The sequence below is a fragment of the Mesorhizobium sp. CNPSo 4670 genome, from assembly GCF_057784235.1.
The window spans coordinates 210931-228201 of the sequence record NZ_JBWJFQ010000011.1; the positions used below are offsets into that span (position 1 = coordinate 210931).

Genomic DNA, 17271 nt, shown 5'->3' on the forward strand with positions numbered 1-17271 from the left:
CTCAGAAGCCGTAGACGGCGATGCGCACCAGAACCGCGGCAGCGGCCAGTGCCACGAGCAAAATGCCCAGGCCGATGGGGGATCCCCATCCGTACCATTCCATGGCCAGCTTGGCATATTTGAACTCTTCTTCATGCGAGAGGGGCGTACGCTGTTGAATCAAGCTCATTTTTTCACTCCATGATGGCGGCCGGCTCTTGCCTTGTGGGCGCTGCAACCGCATATTGTTGAGATGGTCTAAATGTTAGACAGATTGATAGTTAGATGATCGAAGTAAATCCGTCAAGCGGGAATCGAGCTGAAATGACGACGGCCATCGGCCTTGCCGTCATGCAATGGCAGGACGCTACGCAGGCCTATGACGAGGCGGTGGGTCTGAGGCTGGGGCTGAACATGGCCGAACGCCATTGCATCGGGCTGCTCCATGGCGGCCCGCAATCGGCCGGCGCGATCGCCACCGCAACCGGGCTGACGCCGGCCGCGGTGACGGCGCTGATCGACCGGCTGGAGGCGCGCGGGCTGCTGACGCGCACGCGCAGTCTCGAGGACAGGCGCAAAGTGGTGATCGAGGCGACCGAGGCGACGCGGGAACTGTCGGCGCGCTATTATGGCGCCATCGCGAAGGAGGGCGAAAAGGTCATCGCGACCTTCAGCGACGCCGAGCTCGCCACAATATCGCGCTTCGTCAACGCCGCCCTCGACCTGCAGCGCGCCCAGCTGGCGCGGCTGAAGGCCGGGTCGGACAACCCTGGGCGATAGGGGTGCGATGTGTTTGGCGGCGTTACTGCGATGTCGGCAGGCAACGGGACTATTTCGGCTGGACCCCATAGGCGACAAGAAACGCCCCCACCGAGGCATCCGCGTGCCGTTCCAGTTCGGCCTTGGAGCGCCGGTTGCTTCCCGTGAACATGGCTTCATTCATGGGAATCCAAAGAAGCATCCCAAAAAAGTGGCTGGCTGCCAGATAGGGATCACTGGTCTGTATCAGCCCTCGACTGGTGAGCTTTTGAAAGCAGGAAGCCATTGAGCCAAGCATGCGCTCGAAGCCCTTTTCGTACCAACTGCGGCCAAGCTGCGGCATTCGATCCGCATTGGCGATGATCAAGCGCCGCAGCTTCAACAACTCTTCATCCATGAGCGTCGTTATCAAACATCGAGCGAGCTGCTGTAGGCCACCTTCCATGAATTTTGCCTCGGAAAGCAGCGTCGTCACGGACTCGATGACATCGTTGGCCTGGGTAGCGGTTGCAAGAACGACTTCGCCGAACAGCGTCTCCTTGTCGGTGAAATGCTTGTAGACGGTCTGCTTGGAGGCCCCCGCCCTGGTGGCGATTTCCTCCATGCTGGTCCCGTCATAACCCTTGCCGATGAACGCCGTCGTGGCCGCCTTGATGATTTCACGATCCTTGCGTGCCGATCTCGTCTCACCGTCGATTTTCATGGCGACCTCCTTACCAGTACTAGACGGTACCGTTCCCGCATGATAGTCATGAAAACGGTACTGGACTGACTAGTACCTGTCAACGAAGGCAAGGCTTAGACCGATGACCAAGATGATCTTCATAAATCTGCCGGTGCGCGATCTGCAGGCAGCGACCAAGTTTTATCTCGCGATCGGCGGCACACTAAATCCGCAGTTCTCGAACGACCAAGCCAGTTCGATCATGTTCTCCGACTCGATTGGGGTGATGCTGCTGACGCACCAGCACTATGGCCAGTTCACAACGCGTCAGATCGGCGACGCCAAGCGCGACAGCCAGATGCTGATCGCACTCACCGCCGGCAGCAAGGACGAGGTCAATGCCACAATCGAGAAGGGCGTGGCGGCAGGCGGCCGCGCGGATCCCAACCCTGCGCAGGACCTCGGCTTCATGTTCAACCGCCACATCGAGGACCCCGACGGCAACGTCTGGGAGTTCCTGTGGATGAACCCCACGGCCATGCAATAGCCCAGCGGGATCACAGCGTCCAAAGCGCGTCGCGTCGACACGGATTTCATGCGACGCGCTTTGTGTTTCATGCAAGTCGTTCCCTGCGGAAACAATTCTCCTGGAATTGTTTAGACCGTCGCCGGGTCGAGCGCCGGCTGGCCCTTGCGGCGCGCGACGATCGCCTCGAAATCGGCAGTCTGGAAGGCATCGCGCAAGGCGTCGAACGACGGGAGCACGAAATAGGCGCGCTGGAATTTGTCGATCTCGTAGCCGGTGCGCATCACCGTTTCGAGGTCGAACGGCACGTGGTGGGCGTCCTTGCCGTCGACGGCGAACTGCAACTCGGTAAACGATGACATCAGGCCGGCCCCAAAGGCCTTCAGCTGCTGGCCGTTCTCCTGCATCAGGCCATATTCGGCCGTGTACCAGTAGAGCCGGGTGATCATCTCGTCGCCGCCCAGCGCAATGATGTCGCCGGCCTTGCGGCCATACATCTGCATGAAGTCGGCAAACACCGGCTGCGACAGCACTGGTACGTGGCCGAAGAAATCATGGAACATGTCCGGCTCGACAATGTAGTCGAGCTCCTGCCTGGTCCGCAGCCAGTTGGTGACCGGGAAGCGGCGGTTGGCGAGATGGTCGAAGAAAGGCGCGGCGGGAATGAGACCCGGCACGGCGACGATCTCCCAGCCGGTCAGCTTGCGCAGCTTGGCGCTGACGTCCTCGAAATCGGGAATGCGGTCGAGCAGGCCGAGCTTCTCGACGCCGTCGAGATAGGAGTGGTGGGCAAGCTTGCGCGTCAGTTTGGTCTGGCGGTCGCACAGCGTGCGCCACACCGCCTGCTCCTCGGTGCTGTAATCGTAACCCTGCGCCACGGTGAAATCGGCACGGCAGACCGAATAGTCACCACGCAACCCTTGCGCCGCGCAGTCGCGGGCATATTCGGCAACGCTCATCGTCGTCATGGTTCTCTCCCTGCAAGTCATGAATGGCGGACGTGCCGAAAGGATAACCGGATCTGCCGAGGCAAATCGGTTTTGATGATGGCTCGAGCGCGATATTCGGGATAACATTCACTCCAGAAACGCTTTCATGGAGTTAAAATGCCTCAATTCGATGATTTCGAGATCAAGATGCTCGATGTCCTGCAGCGCGACGGGCGCAAGCCGGTGTCCGAACTGGCGCAAGAGATCGGCCTGTCGACGACCCCGTGCGCACGACGTTTCGAGGCGCTGCAGGAGGCCGGCATCATCAAGGGTTTTGCCGCGGTGATCAGCCGCCGCGCGGTCGGCCTGATGGTCGAGGTGTTCATCCAGGTGCGCCTGGTCAGCCACAGCGACGGCTCGCCCGAAAGCTTCATTGCCGCCGTGCAGCGCATGGACGAGGTATCCTCATGCTGGACGATGACCGGCGACCACGATTTCCTGCTGCATGTCATGGTGCCCTCGGTCGACGAGCTCAACGCTTTCGTCATGCACCGGCTGATGCGGCTCGACGGCGTGCGTGACGTCCACACCCAGTTGGTGCTGCAGAACATCAAGGGCCCCGGCCACGTGCCGCTCGGCCACCTCAGGCGTTGATGGTGCCCGGCTTGCGCATCCCTGCGGAAAAGCTGCACGCAAACTGCTGAAACGGGCCAATCGGGCGTCCATATCGCCGGCCAGCATCCGCGGACCAACTGCCCGGAGGTCCGCCATGAAAATCGTCCTGATCAATCCACCGCACACCGCCATCGGCAGTCGCGTGCCAGACGATCACCTGCCGCCGCTCGGCCTGCTGGCGCTTGGCGGCCCGCTGATCGATGCCGGCCATGAGGTGCGCCTCGTCGACGCCGAGTTCGGGCCGATGCCGCTCGACATGGTGGTGCGCAATGCCCTGGACGATGATCCCGATTTCGTCCTGATCGGCCATTCCGGCTCGACCTCGGCGCACCCGACCGCCTTGCTGATAGCCCGCATGATCAAGCAGCGCGAGCCGGCGACCATCATCATCTATGGCGGCGTGTTCCCGACCTATCACTGGGGCGATATCCTGGCTGGTACGGACGTCTTCGACTTCATCGTGCGCGGCGAGGGCGAGGCGACTGTCGTGGCGTTGGTCGAGGCGCTGGAAATGCACCAGCCGCCTGCAAGCGTGGCGGGCATCGCCTTTCGCGACGATCTGCGCCGTCCCTTCGCGACGCAGCCGGCAATGACCATCGCCGATCTCGACGCCTACCGTGTCGGCTGGGAGTTGATCGACCATATCAGCTACAGCTATTGGGGCGGCAAGCGCGCCGTGGTCATGCAGTTTTCGCGCGGCTGCCCGCATCTGTGCAATTATTGCGGCCAGCGCGGCTTCTGGACCCGCTGGCGGCATAGCGATCCGGTGAAATTCGCCAAGGAGATCGCCTGGCTGCACCGCGAGCACGGCGTCGAGCTGATCAACCTTGCCGACGAGAACCCGACCGTTTCGAAGAAGGCCTGGCGCGCCTTTCTCGACGCCATGATCACCGAGAACGTACCGGTGCTGATCGTCGGCTCGACCCGCGCCGACGACATCGTGCGCGATGCCGACATCCTGCATCTCTACCGCAAGGCGGGCGTCATCCGCTGGCTGCTCGGCATGGAAAACACCGACGAACAGACACTTCAATTGATCCGCAAGGGCGGCAGCACCTCATCCGACCGCGAGGCGATAAGGCTCCTTCGCCTCAACGGCATCCTGTCGATGGCGACCTGGGTGGCCGGCTTCGAGGATGAAGGGTTTCGGGATTTGTGGCGCGGCTTTCGCCAGCTCATTGCCTACGACCCGGACCAGATCCAGGCGCTTTATGTAACGCCGCATCGCTGGACACCATTCTTCAGGATCGCCCGGGACCGCAAGGTGATCCAGAAGGATGCCCGCCTGTGGGATTACAAGCACCAGGTGCTGCAGATGACGCGGCTGAAGCCGTGGATGCTGTTCTTCAGCGTCAAGCTGATCGAACTGGCGGTGCAGTCTCGGCCGAAGGCGCTGGCGCGCGTCCTGTTCCACAAGGACCCCGAGCAGCGGCACTCGATGCGCTGGTACACGCAGATGGGGCGCCGCGTCTGGTTCCGCGAGGTCTGGGGTTTTCTGATCCGCGACGGCCGTGTGAAAGACGGCCCGACGCTTGCCGAGTTCTGGGGCGCGCCGCAGGACGCCGAGGAGGAATCGATGTCCGTTCGACATCAGGCGCGCAAACCGGCTTTGCCTGGGATCGGGGTCTCACCTAACGCCTAACCGCTCGTCTCTTGAATTAATATACGTCGCGTATGCGTATTGACATACGCAGCGTATGCACCCACATCGAACATATGGGACGTATGTCAATAGCCGTCCCGTGCAGTGGAGCGCAGCGATCCAGGAACCCGAAGCCTTGCGAACGACCCTCGCCCTGCCGGCGAAGCCAATTCGCGACGCTGAAAGGCCGGGGCTGCCTTGTTCGAAATGGAGTGAACTATGACCAAACGCGACGCGATCTTCCCAGCCGGCCGGCAGGCTCTCTACGAGATCAACCGTTACTCGGCGGCGATCCGCTCGGGCGACTTCCTGTTCGTCTCTGGCCAGGTCGGCAGCCGCGAGGACGGGTCGGCCGAACCGGTCTTCTCAAGCCAGGTCCAGCTTGCCTTCGACAATCTCGCCGCGGTGCTGAAGGCCGCCGGCTGCACGTTCGACGACATCGTAGACGTGACGACGTTCCACACCGATCCGGCCACGCAATGGCCAGCGATTGACGCTGTCCGGCTGAAGGCGTTCGGCGAACCGCCCTATACGAACTGGACCGCGGTGGGCGTGAACTGGCTGGCGGGCTTCGATTTTGAAATCAAGGTCATCGCCCGCCTTCCGCAGCTGGCCTGATCGATTGGCGGCAGCGGAAGACCAAAGGGCGGCTCAGGGCACGATCAGCGTGCCGGCGCCGTGTTCGGTGAACAGCTCGAGCAGCACCGAATGCGGCGTCTTGCCGTTGAGGATGACGACGCCTTCGACGCCACGCTCGATCGCCTCGATGCAGGTTTCGACCTTGGGGATCATGCCGCCCGAAACCGTGCCGTCCTTGATCAGCGCCTTGGCCTCGGCCACGGTCAGTTCGTCGATCAGCTTCTTGTTCTTGTCGAGCACGCCGGGCACGTCGGTGAGGAACAGCAGGCGCGTTGCCTGGCAGGCGCCGGCAATAGCGCCGGCGAAGGTGTCGGCGTTGATGTTGTAGGTGTGGCCATCGCGGCCCGGCGCCACCGGCGCCAGCACCGGGATCATTTCGGAGCGCGCCAGAAGGTCGAGCAAGGTGCGGTCGACCTCGACCGGCTCGCCGACGAAGCCCAGATCGAGCACGCGTTCGATGTTGGAGTCCGGATCGATCATCGTCTTGCGCGCCTTTTCGGCGAAGACCATGTTGCCGTCCTTGCCGCACAGGCCGATCGCCCATTCGCCCTCGGCGTTGATCAGCGCCACGATCTCCTTGTTGATCGAGCCGGCCAGCACCATCTCGACGATCTCGACCGTCTTCTGGTCGGTGACGCGCAGGCCGCCCTCGAACTTGGATTCGATGCCCATCTTGGCCAGCATGGCGCCGATCTGCGGGCCGCCGCCATGAACGACGATCGGGTTGACGCCGGATTGCTTCAACAGCGCGATGTCGCGCGCGAAAGCCTTGCCGAGCTCGATATCGCCCATGGCGTGGCCGCCATATTTCACCACGACCGTCTTGTGCTCGTAGCGCTGCATGTAAGGCAGCGCCCGCGAAAGCAGGGCTGCCTGCATTTCGGCGGTGGCGGTGATTTCCGTCATCGGTGTGGTTCCTGGCTTTTGGTTTTGTGCATGTCGTCGTCCCAAAACTGCTGTGCACTCTTGGGCGACATGCACTTGGATTATGCATGATGCATCAGGTAAAGTCGGCGGCGTCTTAGCGGGAATTGGGGCCAGCCGCAAATGGCTTTGCTGTCATATTCGGGCGCCTCACGACGTCGTCATCATGACGGCACCTTCAGCGGCGCCCTGCGGCCCAGCCAACCTGAGATCTTCTCCATCTGCGCGGCAAGCGACAGCAGCGTCTCCTCGTCGCCCGGTCGGCCCGCCGCCTGGATGCCGAGCGGCAGGCCGGCATCGGTGACATGGACCGGCAGCGCGATCGACGGCTGGCCGCTGACATTCTGGATCGCCGGCCAATGGGTGAACCCGAGGCTCTTGTCCATCAGCTGGCCGAGCAATGGCTTCAGCTTCAGCAAGGCGGTGAGATGAAGCTTGTCAAGCAGGTTTTCGATGAGTTCGTCAGCGCCTTTCGGGTCCATGGCGCCGCAGGCGAGTGGCGGGTGGGCGATGATCGGCATCAGCACGGCATCATATTGCGCGGTCTCCGCGATCAGCTGTCGCGAGGTGGCATGCAGCCGCTGCTGGCCGGCATAGATCTCGCCGGCCGATACCAGTTCACCGAAGCGGGCGAGGATGCGCGTCGCGCGCTCGATGTCGCCCAGCACGGAACGGCCGACACGCACTGCCTCGGCCCGCATCGTGCCGGCGACGGCCGAGGCCACGCCAGTGGCAAAATCGGCGAAGAAATCGCGCCCGACAAAGGGCAAGTCGATGTCCGCGACCGTATGGCCGCCCTCGCGGGCCAGCGCCACCGCGGCGTCGAGCGCGACAAGCGTCTCGACCGAGACCGGCAGGCCAAGCGGCGACTTGCGGTACACGGCCAGCCTGAGCTTGCCGGGATCACGCGCGGCAGCCTCAGCGAAGCTGCCTTTGGGCGACGGCGCCGCATAGGGCGTCAAAAGGTCGGGACCGTGGGTGAGGTCGAGCAGCAGCGCGCAGTCGCGCACCGAGCGGGTGAGCGCATGGTCGACGACCATGCCGTACCAGCTCTCGCTTACCAATGGCGTCAGCGGTATGCGGCCGCGCGACGTCTTCAGGCCGACAAGCCCCGTGCAGGCGGCGGGCACCCGGATCGAGCCGCCGCCATCCGAGGCATGCGCCACCGGCACGACGCCGGCAGCGACCAGCGCCGCCGCACCCCCCGATGAGCCGCCGCTGGTATGGCCGGTGTTCCAGGGATTGCGGGTGATGCCGAAGGCCTTGGATTCGGTCATCAGCCGAAGCCCGTGTTCCGGCGAAGTCGAGGTGACGATCGGAATGAGGCCGGCGGCGAGGTAGCGATCGGTCAGCACCGAATTGACATCGGCCCGCCATGCCGGAATGCGGCTGCCGCCATGCGTCGGCACGCCCTTGATGGCGATGCCGAGATCCTTGATGGCAAAGGGAATGCCGGCCAGCGGCAGCGAGCGGTCGACGGTCTTCGCCTGGGCCCGCGCGGCATCATAGAGCGGCTCCGCCGTGGCGTTGATGTCGGAACGTGTGGCCTCGGCGCGGCCGATCGCCGCTTCGGTCAGCTCGATTGGTGAGACCTCGCCCTTGCGAACTAGGTCGGCAAGGCCGGTTGCATCTTGCGCCCACAATATATGTTCAACCGACATGCGCGTTTTCCTCATCGTGGGAAGACAAGCTAGCCAGTGGCGATTTCATTGGCAATCGACGGACAGATCCGGGCCGGTAATGCGGCAACTCCGGCGTGCACAAGGCGATTTCCGCCGTTGCAAATACATTGCAATCCCCTAATTTGCCTGCATGACGCCGCAGGACATCACCAAGCTGATCGTCCGGACTTCGATGAAGGATCGGGCCGCGTTCGATCTGCTCTACCGGCAGACCAGTGCGAAACTTTTCGGCGTCTGCCTTCGTGTATTGAACGACCGGGGAGATGCCGAAGAAGCCCTGCAGGAAGTCTTCGTCAAGATTTGGACGAAGGCGGACCGTTTTGCCGTCTCAGACTTGAGCCCGATCTCCTGGCTGGTGGCGATCGCGCGCAACCACGCGATCGATCGCGTCAGAGCGCGACGCAAGCCCGCCCTCGATATCGACGCCGCGGTCGACGTGGCCGATCCGGCGCCAGGGCCCGAAGCGATGGTGGTGGCGGGCGGTGAATCCGAACGCATCCATCATTGTCTCGACGAACTGGAAAAGGACCGGGCCGCGGCCGTCCGGGGCGCCTATCTCAAGGGCGAGAGCTATGCCGAACTGGCGGAGCGCCACGGCGTGCCGTTGAACACGATGCGTACCTGGCTGCGCCGCAGCCTGTTGAAACTCAGAGAATGCCTGGAAAGATGACGCTGGCGGAAGACAACGGACCGGAACGTGGAGGCGACGACCTGCTCGCCGCCGAATACGTTCTCGGCGTGCTGTCGGCGGAGGAGCGGCAGATCGCGTCCCGGCGCATCGATGCGGAGACCGGGTTCGCCCGTCTTGTCGACAGCTGGGAGGTCTCGCTCTCGCCGCTGGCCGCCGCCTACCCGGAAATCGAGCCGCCGGCTTCGGTCAAGGCTGCGATCGATCGCCGCCTGTTCACGTCTACCGCGGCCGTGGCCACGCCCACCGAATCGCGCGGCGGGCTGTGGTCCAGCTTGGCCTTCTGGCGCGGCCTCGCTGCTGCGGCGGTCGCCGCTTTGGCGATCTACATCGCCGTGCCCGCTCTCAACCCGCCGATCGAGCAGCCGCAGGCGCGCCTCGTCGCCTCGCTGGCCGCCGATGGCAGCGATGTCAAATATCTCGCCGTCTATGACGCCGCGCATCACGAGGTCGGCCTGTCGCATGTCTCCGGCGAGCGTGCCGCCGGCAAGGACTTCGAGCTGTGGATGATCGAGGGCAAGAACCCGCCGGTCTCGATGGGCATCATCCCGGCCGGCGCGACAGCGCATATCGTCGTCTCGCCGGCTGCCCAGCAGAAGCTCGCCCAGGGCGCGGTGCTTGCCGTCAGCCTCGAGCCGGCAGGCGGTTCGCCGACCGGCCAGCCGACCGGACCGGTGGTCGCGGCGGGCGATCTGAAGAGCATCTGACCGCTTTCTCCCTCACATAGAAAACTTGCAGTCTATCTTTTCGCATCGGATGTCTAACCGCACCGATGAGCCGGCAAACCGCATTGTGCGAAAATCGCCCTGCGGTGCAAATAAAATTAAAAAATTCCGATGTTTCTGAAACTCCGGCATTTGTGCCGCGTATCTCCTCGCGTCCCCAAGGATGGGAAGAGAAAAACCCGAGGAGTTTGACATCATGCGTAAATACGCTACCCTTTTGCTTGCCAGCGCGATCGCTGTTTCGGCTCTTGCCACCGCGGCCTACGCCGAGAACCCGATGGTTGGCGGCGCTGCCATGTTTGCCAGTAAGAACATCGTCGAGAACGCCGTCAATTCGAAGGACCACACGACGCTGGTCGCCGCGGTCAAGGCGGCCGGCCTTGTTGACACGCTGCAAGGCGCTGGTCCGTTCACGGTGTTCGCGCCGACCAACGACGCCTTTGCCGCGCTGCCGGCCGGCACGGTCGAAATGCTGCTCAAGCCCGAGAACAAGGACAAGCTCACCAAGATCCTGACCTGCCATGTCATCGGCGCCAAGGCGATGGGGGCGGACGTCGCCGCGATGGCCAAGGCCGATGGCGGCACCCACAAGGTCAAGACGGTTGGCGGCTGCGAACTGTCGCTCAAGGCTGACGGCGGCAAGGTCACCGTGACCGACGAGAACGGCAACGTTGCCAATGTGACGATTGCCGATGTCGAGCAGTCCAATGGCGTCATCCACGTCATCGACAAGGTTCTGCTCCCCAAAATGTAAAAAGGGGGGCGAAGATGTAACAAGGGGCCTGCTGCCGACGAAATTGCAGCAAGGGCTCTCCGTCGATTGCATGGTCTCGCTCCCGTGACCCGCAACCGGCCCGCGCACTCCGCGCCGCCCACGTTCAGATGTGGAACGGCGCGGAGTGTTCGTTCGAGGGCCACCGTCACCGGCTTTTGATTTCCGCGTGGCGGTATAGTTTGGCAAAAGAGACGACAGGAGGAACTGGTCATGAACCGTCGCGACTTTCTTTTGAGCGGTGCAGCCGCCATCGGCGTCGCCGGGGCTGCCGCAACGATGCTGCGCATGGGCAAACCACAGCCCGCACAGGCTGCCGAAACCTTCGAGGTCACCAAGACCGATGCCGAGTGGAAGGCCATCCTGTCGCCGGCCGCCTTCGACGTGCTGCGCAAGGAAGGCACGGAATATCCCGGCACCAGCCCGCTGCTCAACGAACACCGCAAGGGCATCTTTGCCTGTGCCGGCTGCGACCTGCCGGTCTATCCGTCCGAGACGAAATTCGATTCCGGCACCGGCTGGCCAAGCTTCTGGCAGGAGATTCCCAAGGCCATCGGCACGACCGTGGACAGGTCGCTCGGCATGACCCGCACCGAGGCACATTGCCGCCGTTGCGGCGGCCATCTCGGCCACGTCTTCGATGACGGCCCGGCGCCGACCGGCCTGCGCCACTGCATCAACGGCGTGGCGCTTACCTTCAAGCCCGCCACGGCCTGACATACCCCTTTTGGACGCAATTCCGGTGCTCTAATCCGAATACGAAAAAACTCCGGGCTTGCGGCCCGGAGTTTTTTGCGCGGTCAGAGCTTTTCGGGCGTGGACTGGAGGAGCTTCCCGAAACTGCTGTCCACGTTTGGTATCAGTGGCCGCCACCGCCGCCGCCGGCCGCGGCCGGCTTGCGGATCAGCATTGTGAACAGCCCGAGCGTCGCAAACAGCACCGTCAGCAGGAAGAACACGTCCATGAAGGACAGCAGAGCGGCCTGCTGCTGCACCATGCCCGACAGCTTGGAGATCGCCGCGCTGGTCGCGTCGAGGCCGGCGGTCTGCTCGAAATTGAGCGTCATGTTCTGCAGCTTTTGCTGCGCGGCGGCACTGCCCCACTGCACGTGCTCCGAGAGCCTTGCGTAGTGGAACGCGTTGCGGTCGATCAGCACGGTGTTGATGACGGCCAGGCCGACGGCGCCGCCAAGGTTGCGGGTGAGGTTGAACAGCCCGGAAGCATTCTTCAAGCGGTCTGGCGGCAAGGTGCCGAGTGCCAGGTTGTTGATCGGCACCATGCACAGCATCATCGAACAGCCGCGCAGGATCTGGGGAATGAGCAGCTCATAAAAATCCCAGTCGGCTGTCAGATGCGTCATCCACCACGTTCCGGTGGCGAAGCCGAAGAAGCCGACCATCATCATCAGGCGCGGGTCCATCTTGCTCGACAGGATGCCCGAGACCGGTGCGGTGAGGAACATCGCCAGGCCGCTGACGAACAGCGCCTCGCCGATCATCATCGAATCGTAGCCGCGGATGCGCCCGAGGAATACCGGATAAAGATAGGTCAGGCCATAAAGGCCGATTCCGATGACGAAGGAGAACAGTGAGCCGAAGGCAAAGTTGACGTTGGTGAACGCCTTCAGGTCGACGATCGGCTCCTCGGCGGTGAACACACGCCAGAAGAACAGCACGGCGCCCACGGTCATGACGATGGCGCAGATGAATACGCCCTGGTCCTGCAGCCAGTCGTTGTTCGGGCCTTCCTCGAGCACATACTCCATGCAGCCCAGGAAGGCTGCCATGCCGGCGAGGCCCCACCAGTCGAACTTGCTGAACAGCTTGAGATTGGGCTTGTCGAAGTCGATCAGCGTCCAGGCCGCCGTCGTCACCAGGATGCCGGGCACGACATTGATGAGGAACAGCCAATGCCAGGACATGGCATGGCTGATATAGCCGCCAACGGTCGGGCCGATGGTCGGCGCCAGCGTCGCCACAAGGCCGATCATCGGCGAGACCACGGCGCGGCGCGACGGCGGGAAAATGGTGAAGGCGGCGGCAAAGACGCTCGGGATCATGCCACCGCCGATGAAGCCCTGGACGGCACGGTAGACGATCATCTGGTCGATGTTGGTGGCGGTCGCGGCCAGCGCGCTGGCCGCGGTGAAGCCAGCCGCCGAGATCGTGAACAGCACGCGCGTCGACAGCATCCGGCTGAGGAAACCCGACAACGGGATCATCACCACCTCGGCGATCAGATAGGCCGTCTGCACCCACGGGATCTCGTCGGAACTGGCGCTCAGGCCGGCCTGAATCTCGGCCAGCGAGGCCGAGACGATCTGGATGTCCAGGATGGCCATGAACATGCCGAACACCATCGCCAGGAAGGCGATGACGCGCCGCGTCGAGATGGTGTCAGGCACGGCCGGCCTCGCCGGCGGCGCTCCTGCTGTCAGGGTTGCGGTGGCCATGGCATTGCTCCCCGGTGGCCGCTCAGTTCGAGGCCGTGGGCGCGCTACGGCTGTCGACGGCGACGACGACACTCAGGCCAGCGCGCAGCCTGCCGCTCTTCAGCACGTCGGCCGGCACATCGATGCGGACCGGGACGCGCTGCACGACCTTGGTGAAATTGCCGGTGGCGTTTTCGGGCGGCAGCAGCGAGAACACCGCACCCGAAGCCGGCGCCAGCGACGAGACGGTTCCCTCGAAATCCTGGCCGTCGGTCGCATCGACCGAGATCTTGACCTTCTCGCCGGGAACCAGCCGGGCAAGCTGCGTCTCCTTGAAGTTGGCGACGATGTAGAGCTTGTCCATCGGCACGATGACGGCGAGCTTCTGGCCGGGGCTGACGAGATCGCCCTGCTCGACCGAGCGGTTGCCGACGACACCGTCATAAGGCGCCTTGAGCACGGTAAAGGAAAGATCGCGCGCGGCCTTGTCCCGGCTGAGCTGCAAGGAAGCCAGCGTGCTTGCCGATTCGGCGCGCTGCGCCTGCAGCACGCCGATATTGGCCTGTGCCGCGGCTATCTGCGCGTCGGCGCCGACAAGAGCGGCGTTGGCCTGCTGGACCGCCGTCTGGGCATCGTCCAGCTGTGCCTGCGTGCCGACATGCGTCTTGAGCAGTTGCGAGGCGCGTACCTCGACCTTCGCTGCATTGTCGGCGGCGGCCTGGTCAGCGACCTTCTGTGCCTGCGCCTGCTGCAGCGAGGCGCGCGCCGCTTCGGTCTGGGCGTCGATACGGTCGAGCGTCTTGCTCAAGGTGGCGATCTGCGCCTCGGCCTGGGCAACGGCTATCTTGTAGTCGCCGTCATCGACGACGAGCAGCGGGTCGCCAGCCTTGACCGACTGGTTCTCGCTCACCTTGACCTGATCGACATAGCCGGAAATCTTGGGCGAGATGAACGCCATGTCGGCCTGGACATAGGCGTCGTCCGTCGAGATCATAAAGCGACCAGTGGTCCAGTAGTTGTAACCGTACCAGGCGCCGGCGCTCAGCAAGGCAACGCCAATGATCGGCAGCAGAAACGAGCGCACCGAGCGCTTCTTCTTGGCTGGCGCTTCCACAGGCGTGCTGACCGCAGGCTGGAAAGGCACTTCGGGCGCTTCCGTCGCCGGGGCGATCTTGGCATTAGGGAAAGGACGGACTTCGGCGGTGGTTGGCGCGTTCGAGGACATGACATCTCTCTAAAATAAGGCTATGATACTGAACCGTTCGGTTCGATCCGGTCGTTGACATAGCGCGGAAACAGGACCATATCAAGAGCAATCGAACCGATTGGTTCGAATTATTTTCGAGGTGTGACTTTCATGGTTGAGACTCAGCCTAACGTCGAAACCGACCCGTGCGGCGACCTGCTGGACCATGTGCGCCGTGGCCGCCCGGCGGCAGGCCAGGATCCGGTCAAGCGCAGCCAGATCATCGAGGGCGCCCGTCGTGTGTTCATCGACAAGGGTTTTGAGGCTGCGTCGATGAACGACATCACGCGCGAGGCCGGTGTCTCCAAAGGCACCATCTATGTCTACTTTGCCAACAAGGAAGAACTGTTCGAAGCGCTGATCGAGGAAGAGCGCGGCACGATCTTCAAGAACATGTATGACGTGCTGGACAATGCCGACGACCTGCGCGAGACGCTGGTCAAGTTCGGCAAGGTGCTTGCCCTCAAGATCACGTCGGCCAAGGTTATCCAGGCGCAGCGCACGGTGATCGGCGCATCCGACCGGATCCCCGAACTTGGCGCGCGTTTTTACGAGCGCGGCCCCAAACGCGGCCATGACAAGGTCGCGGCGTTTCTCGATGCCGCCATCGAGCGCGGCCTACTGCGGATCGACGATGTCGATCTTGCCGCCTACCAGTTCACCGAACTGTGCCTGGCCGGTCTATTCCGCCAGTGCATCTTCGCCTACCGCACCAAAGCCCCGAGCCAGGATGAGATCGACCACATCGTCAGGTCCGGCGTCGGCATGTTCCTGAAGACCTACGGCACCGAAAGCCTCGCCGCGGAAGAAAGCCACCAGACGATTGCAATCGAGGCCAGACCCTAGCCACCATTCGCGGCCAACACGATCGCAGCCTGCAACTCGTCAAGGCCCTCGGCCTTTTCCGACGATGTCGCCAGGACGAACGGAAACGCCGCCGGCCGCTTCTTGATCTTTGCCAGCGTCTCCTCGATCAGCCGCGGCACGCCGGCAGCCTTGATCTTGTCGGTCTTGGTCAGCACGATCTGGTAGGACACCGCCGCCTTGTCGAGCAGCGACAGCACTTCGTCGTCCTTGGCCTTAATGCCGTGGCGGGCGTCGATCAGCACATAGACCCGCTTCAGCGTGACGCGGCCCTTGAGGTAGTCGAAGACCAGCTTGGTCCACTCATCGACCTTCTCCTTCGGCGCGGTGGCGTAGCCATAGCCCGGCATGTCGACCAGCGCCAAGGGCGGCAGGTCGGCGCCCTCGCCGGAAAATCCATCCGGCACGAAATAGTTGAGCTCTTGCGTGCGCCCCGGCGTGTTGGAGGTGCGCGCCAGCCCCTTCTGATTGACCAGCGCGTTGATCAGCGACGACTTGCCGACATTCGAGCGGCCGGCAAAGGCGATTTCCGGCGGCCCTTCCGGCGGAAGGAACTTCATCGCCGGCACGCCGCGGATGAATATCCACCCGCGCGTAAACAGTTCGGTGCCGATCACGGTGTTGTTCAGAGCGTTCAAGCTGCTGCCTCCAGAAGAGAAATATCGGCACCCCGGATAGCATCGAGGTTGCGGCTGATCTTGTCCACCGGCCAGTCCCACCACGCCACCGCCAGCAGCCGCCTGATCGTCCGGTTGTCGAAACGCGTCTTCACCAATTTGGCCGGGTTGCCGGCGACAATCGCATAGGGCGGCACGTCATGCGTCACCACCGATTTCGCGGCAATGATGGCGCCATGGCCGATCGTCACGCCGGGCAGGATCACAGCCTCCATGCCGATCCAGACGTCGTTGCCGAGCACGGTGTCGCCGCGCACTTCCTTCGACCAGGTCGCCGGGTCAAATCCCTTTTCCCAGCCATGGCCGAAAATATTGAACGGATAGGTCGAAAAGCCGGACATGGCGTGATTGGCGCCGTTCATGATGAAGCGCGCGCCCTCGGCGATGGCGCAGAACCTGCCGATGATGAGCTTGTCGCCAATGAACGGATAATGATGCAGGACGCATTTCTCGGCGAATTTGTCCGGTCCGTCCGGATCGTCATAATAGGTGTAATCGCCGATCTCGATGTTCGGCGCGCTCACCAGTCCCTTGAGGAAACCGACGCGGGTGTGCATCGGGATCGGGTGCTTGATGTCGGGATTGGGTCCGTCCATGTCGATGTCCGTCGGATAATAGGCCGCCAGGCACAGGCGAAGTTCGCATGCGCCGGTTCAAAATAGCGTGATCCGCCCTATAGCACCAATCGGCCGGCGAGCGAGTCTTGCGTGGCGGCGTTGCTCATTTGTTGCCGCGGCAGATCACGATCGGATCGGACAGCGCACTGTCGAAACCGCCGCCCTGGTAGACGGTGACGTTCGAAGCTCTGGGCGGCAACATGAAGGTGCCTTCGACGATTTTCTGATCGCCGGCCGACGTGTGCAGAGCCCAGCTAAACGTGCAAAACTGAGGCGGCGCCTGGGGTTCGACGTGGCTGCAGTTCAATTGCGCCCCACCCAGCATGGCGGCGCCGCCACAACTGACCGCCTCCCTTGCGAGCGCAATGCCGGGCCATCCCGCGAGGGCTGCCACGGTCACGATCTTTAGCCAATTCATCATCAAATCCTCGTCCGGCAACGGCCTGTTGCTCGACCCTTCTGGGGCGCCGCAACGCGTGCGACATTTTTTCCGAGCGGACTTAGTGCGTCTTGTGCGCTGCGTCCAGCAGGATTATGTGCATGATGATAATAAGCATGCTCACTAAAAGTCGCGTTCAGAAAACCAGCCCCTCCCATGCCATCGTCACCCAACATCAGCTTCGTGCTGCACGATGTCGCGCGTCTGCTTCGAAAGCGGTTCGAGCAGCGGTCGCAGGCGTCGGGGCTGACCCGCTCCCAGTGGCAGGTGCTGGCCTATCTTTCCCGGCATGAAGGCATCCACCAGAACAAACTGGCCGACCTGATCGAGATCATGCCGATCACACTCGCCCGGCTGCTCGACAAGATGGAAGCCCGCGGCTTCGTTGAGCGC

At 62.9% G+C, this 17271-nt stretch carries 21 protein-coding genes; 11 read left to right on the top strand and 10 right to left on the bottom strand.

All coding sequences use genetic code 11. The features are described from left to right. Position 1: 1 nt before the first annotated feature. Positions 2-169: a hypothetical protein gene (locus tag AC0ZT5_RS19900; protein WP_184872957.1), complete on the bottom strand. Its 168-nt coding sequence runs from the start codon at positions 167-169 to the stop codon at positions 2-4. A gap of 95 nt (positions 170-264) precedes the next feature. Between AC0ZT5_RS19900 and AC0ZT5_RS19905 the strand changes: the two genes are divergently transcribed. Continuing rightward, entirely contained in the window at positions 265-759 is a 495-nt protein-coding gene (locus AC0ZT5_RS19905) for a MarR family winged helix-turn-helix transcriptional regulator (RefSeq protein WP_488497790.1), read from the top strand. 49 nt (positions 760-808) lie between these two features. On the opposite strand, the gene AC0ZT5_RS19910 is transcribed toward AC0ZT5_RS19905, so the two are convergent. Continuing rightward, positions 809-1441, bottom strand: a complete 633-nt coding sequence (locus tag AC0ZT5_RS19910; RefSeq protein ID WP_488497791.1) for a TetR/AcrR family transcriptional regulator — start codon at positions 1439-1441, stop codon at positions 809-811. A gap of 103 nt (positions 1442-1544) precedes the next feature. Between AC0ZT5_RS19910 and AC0ZT5_RS19915 the strand changes: the two genes are divergently transcribed. Beyond that, on the top strand, positions 1545-1949 hold the full coding sequence (locus AC0ZT5_RS19915) for a VOC family protein (RefSeq protein ID WP_488497792.1): 405 nt from the start codon (positions 1545-1547) through the stop codon (positions 1947-1949). Positions 1950-2059: 110 nt separating this feature from the next. Here AC0ZT5_RS19915 and phhA read toward each other — a convergent pair whose 3' ends face one another. Continuing rightward, a complete protein-coding gene (phhA, locus tag AC0ZT5_RS19920; protein ID WP_457151638.1) occupies positions 2060-2896 on the bottom strand; it encodes a phenylalanine 4-monooxygenase in 837 nt (278 codons plus the stop codon). 138 nt (positions 2897-3034) lie between these two features. Here phhA and AC0ZT5_RS19925 point away from each other — a divergent pair, with 138 nt between their 5' ends. From AC0ZT5_RS19925 to AC0ZT5_RS19935, 3 genes are all read left to right on the top strand, one after another. Further along, a complete protein-coding gene (locus AC0ZT5_RS19925; RefSeq protein WP_027040109.1) occupies positions 3035-3511 on the top strand; it encodes an Lrp/AsnC family transcriptional regulator in 477 nt (158 codons plus the stop codon). A 115-nt stretch (positions 3512-3626) separates the two neighbouring features. Next, positions 3627-5174 carry a magnesium-protoporphyrin IX monomethyl ester anaerobic oxidative cyclase gene (bchE, locus tag AC0ZT5_RS19930; protein WP_488497793.1) on the top strand — a complete coding sequence of 516 codons (1548 nt, stop codon included), beginning with the start codon at positions 3627-3629 and terminating at the stop codon, positions 5172-5174. 219 nt (positions 5175-5393) lie between these two features. Then, on the top strand, positions 5394-5792 hold the full coding sequence (locus AC0ZT5_RS19935) for a RidA family protein (RefSeq protein ID WP_488497794.1): 399 nt from the start codon (positions 5394-5396) through the stop codon (positions 5790-5792). 33 nt (positions 5793-5825) lie between these two features. On the opposite strand, the gene argB is transcribed toward AC0ZT5_RS19935, so the two are convergent. Next, positions 5826-6719, bottom strand: a complete 894-nt coding sequence (gene argB, locus AC0ZT5_RS19940) for an acetylglutamate kinase (RefSeq protein WP_112559011.1) — start codon at positions 6717-6719, stop codon at positions 5826-5828. A gap of 182 nt (positions 6720-6901) precedes the next feature. Continuing rightward, entirely contained in the window at positions 6902-8398 is a 1497-nt protein-coding gene (locus AC0ZT5_RS19945) for an amidase (protein ID WP_488497795.1), read from the bottom strand. A 151-nt stretch (positions 8399-8549) separates the two neighbouring features. On the opposite strand from AC0ZT5_RS19945, the gene AC0ZT5_RS19950 reads away from it, so the two are divergent. The 4 genes from AC0ZT5_RS19950 to msrB all read left to right on the top strand — a co-directional run bounded on the left by AC0ZT5_RS19950 (position 8550) and on the right by msrB (position 11321). Continuing rightward, positions 8550-9089 carry a sigma-70 family RNA polymerase sigma factor gene (locus tag AC0ZT5_RS19950; protein WP_488497796.1) on the top strand — a complete coding sequence of 180 codons (540 nt, stop codon included), beginning with the start codon at positions 8550-8552 and terminating at the stop codon, positions 9087-9089. Further along, positions 9086-9814: an anti-sigma factor gene (locus tag AC0ZT5_RS19955; RefSeq protein ID WP_488497813.1), complete on the top strand. Its 729-nt coding sequence runs from the start codon at positions 9086-9088 to the stop codon at positions 9812-9814. The genes AC0ZT5_RS19950 and AC0ZT5_RS19955 overlap by 4 nt, the downstream gene beginning before the upstream one ends. Positions 9815-10028: 214 nt before the next feature. After that, entirely contained in the window at positions 10029-10586 is a 558-nt protein-coding gene (locus AC0ZT5_RS19960) for a fasciclin domain-containing protein (RefSeq protein WP_488497797.1), read from the top strand. 231 nt (positions 10587-10817) lie between these two features. After that, a complete protein-coding gene (msrB, locus tag AC0ZT5_RS19965; RefSeq protein WP_095083502.1) occupies positions 10818-11321 on the top strand; it encodes a peptide-methionine (R)-S-oxide reductase MsrB in 504 nt (167 codons plus the stop codon). 142 nt (positions 11322-11463) lie between these two features. Here the strand turns inward: msrB and AC0ZT5_RS19970 are convergent, their stop codons facing one another. Beyond that, positions 11464-13056 carry a DHA2 family efflux MFS transporter permease subunit gene (locus AC0ZT5_RS19970; RefSeq protein WP_488497798.1) on the bottom strand — a complete coding sequence of 531 codons (1593 nt, stop codon included), beginning with the start codon at positions 13054-13056 and terminating at the stop codon, positions 11464-11466. Positions 13057-13078: 22 nt separating this feature from the next. Beyond that, the gene (locus AC0ZT5_RS19975) at positions 13079-14260 is read right to left on the bottom strand and encodes an HlyD family secretion protein (protein ID WP_488497799.1); all 1182 of its coding nucleotides are present in this window, start codon (positions 14258-14260) and stop codon (positions 13079-13081) included. Positions 14261-14392: 132 nt separating this feature from the next. Between AC0ZT5_RS19975 and AC0ZT5_RS19980 the strand changes: the two genes are divergently transcribed. Further along, a complete protein-coding gene (locus tag AC0ZT5_RS19980) occupies positions 14393-15127 on the top strand; it encodes a TetR/AcrR family transcriptional regulator (RefSeq protein WP_488497800.1) in 735 nt (244 codons plus the stop codon). Here the strand turns inward: AC0ZT5_RS19980 and yihA are convergent. From yihA to AC0ZT5_RS19995, 3 genes are all read right to left on the bottom strand, one after another. Further along, positions 15124-15783, bottom strand: coding sequence for a ribosome biogenesis GTP-binding protein YihA/YsxC (yihA, locus tag AC0ZT5_RS19985; protein WP_095083510.1), 660 nt, complete (start codon positions 15781-15783; stop codon positions 15124-15126). The genes AC0ZT5_RS19980 and yihA overlap by 4 nt on opposite strands. Then, positions 15780-16418 (bottom strand): CatB-related O-acetyltransferase, encoded by a 639-nt coding sequence (locus AC0ZT5_RS19990; protein ID WP_488497801.1) that lies wholly within the window; start codon positions 16416-16418, stop codon positions 15780-15782. The genes yihA and AC0ZT5_RS19990 overlap by 4 nt, the downstream gene beginning before the upstream one ends. Positions 16419-16542: 124 nt before the next feature. Continuing rightward, positions 16543-16860: a hypothetical protein gene (locus AC0ZT5_RS19995; RefSeq protein WP_488497802.1), complete on the bottom strand. Its 318-nt coding sequence runs from the start codon at positions 16858-16860 to the stop codon at positions 16543-16545. Positions 16861-17034: 174 nt separating this feature from the next. Between AC0ZT5_RS19995 and AC0ZT5_RS20000 the strand changes: the two genes are divergently transcribed. Beyond that, a partial coding sequence (locus AC0ZT5_RS20000; protein WP_488497803.1) for a MarR family winged helix-turn-helix transcriptional regulator occupies positions 17035-17271 on the top strand: 237 nt, incomplete at its 3' end.

Bases quoted from the DNA above. Each gene is read 5' to 3' on its own strand.
- AC0ZT5_RS19900 (WP_184872957.1), bottom strand. From the start codon at position 169: ATGAGCTTGATTCAACAGCGTACGCCCCTCTCGCATGAAGAAGAGTTC.
- AC0ZT5_RS19905 (WP_488497790.1), top strand. From the start codon at position 265: ATGATCGAAGTAAATCCGTCAAGCGGGAATCGAGCTGAAATGACGACG.
- AC0ZT5_RS19910 (WP_488497791.1), bottom strand. From the start codon at position 1,441: ATGAAAATCGACGGTGAGACGAGATCGGCACGCAAGGATCGTGAAATC.
- AC0ZT5_RS19915 (WP_488497792.1), top strand. From the start codon at position 1,545: ATGACCAAGATGATCTTCATAAATCTGCCGGTGCGCGATCTGCAGGCA.
- phhA (WP_457151638.1), bottom strand. From the start codon at position 2,896: ATGACGACGATGAGCGTTGCCGAATATGCCCGCGACTGCGCGGCGCAA.
- AC0ZT5_RS19925 (WP_027040109.1), top strand. From the start codon at position 3,035: ATGCCTCAATTCGATGATTTCGAGATCAAGATGCTCGATGTCCTGCAG.
- bchE (WP_488497793.1), top strand. From the start codon at position 3,627: ATGAAAATCGTCCTGATCAATCCACCGCACACCGCCATCGGCAGTCGC.
- AC0ZT5_RS19935 (WP_488497794.1), top strand. From the start codon at position 5,394: ATGACCAAACGCGACGCGATCTTCCCAGCCGGCCGGCAGGCTCTCTAC.
- argB (WP_112559011.1), bottom strand. From the start codon at position 6,719: ATGACGGAAATCACCGCCACCGCCGAAATGCAGGCAGCCCTGCTTTCG.
- AC0ZT5_RS19945 (WP_488497795.1), bottom strand. From the start codon at position 8,398: ATGTCGGTTGAACATATATTGTGGGCGCAAGATGCAACCGGCCTTGCC.
- AC0ZT5_RS19950 (WP_488497796.1), top strand. From the start codon at position 8,550: ATGACGCCGCAGGACATCACCAAGCTGATCGTCCGGACTTCGATGAAG.
- AC0ZT5_RS19955 (WP_488497813.1), top strand. From the start codon at position 9,086: ATGACGCTGGCGGAAGACAACGGACCGGAACGTGGAGGCGACGACCTG.
- AC0ZT5_RS19960 (WP_488497797.1), top strand. From the start codon at position 10,029: ATGCGTAAATACGCTACCCTTTTGCTTGCCAGCGCGATCGCTGTTTCG.
- msrB (WP_095083502.1), top strand. From the start codon at position 10,818: ATGAACCGTCGCGACTTTCTTTTGAGCGGTGCAGCCGCCATCGGCGTC.
- AC0ZT5_RS19970 (WP_488497798.1), bottom strand. From the start codon at position 13,056: ATGGCCACCGCAACCCTGACAGCAGGAGCGCCGCCGGCGAGGCCGGCC.
- AC0ZT5_RS19975 (WP_488497799.1), bottom strand. From the start codon at position 14,260: ATGTCCTCGAACGCGCCAACCACCGCCGAAGTCCGTCCTTTCCCTAAT.
- AC0ZT5_RS19980 (WP_488497800.1), top strand. From the start codon at position 14,393: ATGGTTGAGACTCAGCCTAACGTCGAAACCGACCCGTGCGGCGACCTG.
- AC0ZT5_RS19990 (WP_488497801.1), bottom strand. From the start codon at position 16,418: ATGGACGGACCCAATCCCGACATCAAGCACCCGATCCCGATGCACACC.
- AC0ZT5_RS19995 (WP_488497802.1), bottom strand. From the start codon at position 16,860: ATGATGAATTGGCTAAAGATCGTGACCGTGGCAGCCCTCGCGGGATGG.